This is a genomic window from Fictibacillus sp. Mic-4, from assembly GCF_049843615.1.
GTDB lineage: Bacteria > Bacillota > Bacilli > Bacillales > Fictibacillaceae > Fictibacillus_A > Fictibacillus_A gelatini.
Window position 1 is genome coordinate 1 of the sequence record NZ_JBBHZM010000095.1, and the last position, 1,574, is coordinate 1,574.

The window sequence follows — 1,574 nt, forward strand, 5'->3', positions numbered from 1 at the left end:
TGTAACTGCTAAACTAAAATCAACAGTTTCTGCTAAATAGAAATGAACACTTTTTCCCCAATTATAATCCAGATAAGTTATGATAGTCTTTTCAACATGGCTTATTTGGGGGATTTGAAAGGTGGAAAAATTAATAGTGTATTTGCAGGTTCATCAACTGAAAGAACAAGGATTCAAGGTGGCAGCTATCGCAAAAAAATTAGAGATTTCGAGGAATACAGTTTACAAGTACCTGGACATGACATTCGAGGAGGCGACTAATTGGGTTAACACTCTAAGTAACAGGACAAAGAAACTTGATCCCTACCAGGATCAGATCTTGAGTTGGCTAAAGGAACACCCTGACCTCTCTTCTTCGCAGATTGAGGACTGGTTGAAGGAAAACCATTCTGGTATCAATATTGGAGGGAGCACAGTCAGGCTGTTCGTAAAAGAGCTGAGGGAAATCTATCATATCCCAAAAGCAGTAAGGGTCCGTGATCACGAAGCTGTGGAGGAACTGCCAATGGGTCAACAGGCTCAGGTCGACTGGGGAGAAATAACCGTCAAAAATACGGAGAAAAAGGATGTGAAACTCTACTTCATCACCTTTGTCCTCTCCCATTCTCGCTATAAATATGTGCAATGGCAAGGACGTCCTTTCACCACAAGAGATACCATCCGTTGCCATGAGAATGCATTCGCTTATTTTGGTGGTATGCCGGCGGAAATGGTCTATGACCAGGATCATTTAGTCACCGTCAGCGAAAACGCAGGGGATATCATCCTGACCGGTGAATTCCAGGCTTACAAGGAGCAACGCAAGTTTCGCATATATTTGTGTCGGAAGGCAGACCCACAAAGCAAAGGGAAAATCGAAAACGTGGTAAAGTTCGTAAAGCAAAATTTCGCCAAGAACAGGGTCTTTTCCAACATTGACGCATGGAACGAGAAATGCATCGCATGGCTTGGTCGAACGGGGAATTTGAATGTACATAACAACACAAAAAAGAGACCAGTTGAAGTGCACGCCCTGGAAAAGCAACACTTGAAGCCAGTCTCTCCCCTGTTCTCCGTTGAGAGCAATCATGGTTCCAGTATAACAAGAACCGTTGGTTTGGACAATGTCATAAAATACAAATCCAATCGTTACTCCGTACCTTTGGGGACTTATCGCCACAATGGCGACAATAAGGTTTCCCTTGAGGTGAAGGAAGAGGAATTGATCATAAAAGCAACTCCGCAAGGAGAAGTCCTTGCCAGGCACCCCCTCTGCAAAGGGAAGGGGGAACTAATTAAAAGCCGGCAGCATTCCCGGGATCGTTCAAAAGGAATCCAAGCCTACAAAGAGACGATCATTCGGCAATTCAACGATACGGGAAAAGCTGAGTTATTCGTACAGGAATTGAGTCAACGCTATCCAAGATATATGCGGGATCAACTGCAAGTGGTTCAAAATGCGATTCACCATTTTCGCGAGGAAATTGAGGGGGCCCTTGAGCTCTGTATAAAAGACCAACTCTGGAGTGCAAACGACCTTCGAGATGTTTCCCAACATCTCTCTCGCCTGAAAGAAAGAAAAAAAGAGCAAGAAC

The 1,574-nt window shown here is 44.1% G+C and carries 1 protein-coding gene; it reads left to right on the forward strand.

The features are described 5' to 3' along the window. Positions 1-121 precede the first annotated feature (121 nt). Positions 122-1,574, forward strand: a 1,453-nt coding sequence (gene istA / locus WD019_RS21565) for an IS21 family transposase (protein ID WP_425712796.1), incomplete at its 3' end; no start/stop codon positions are given.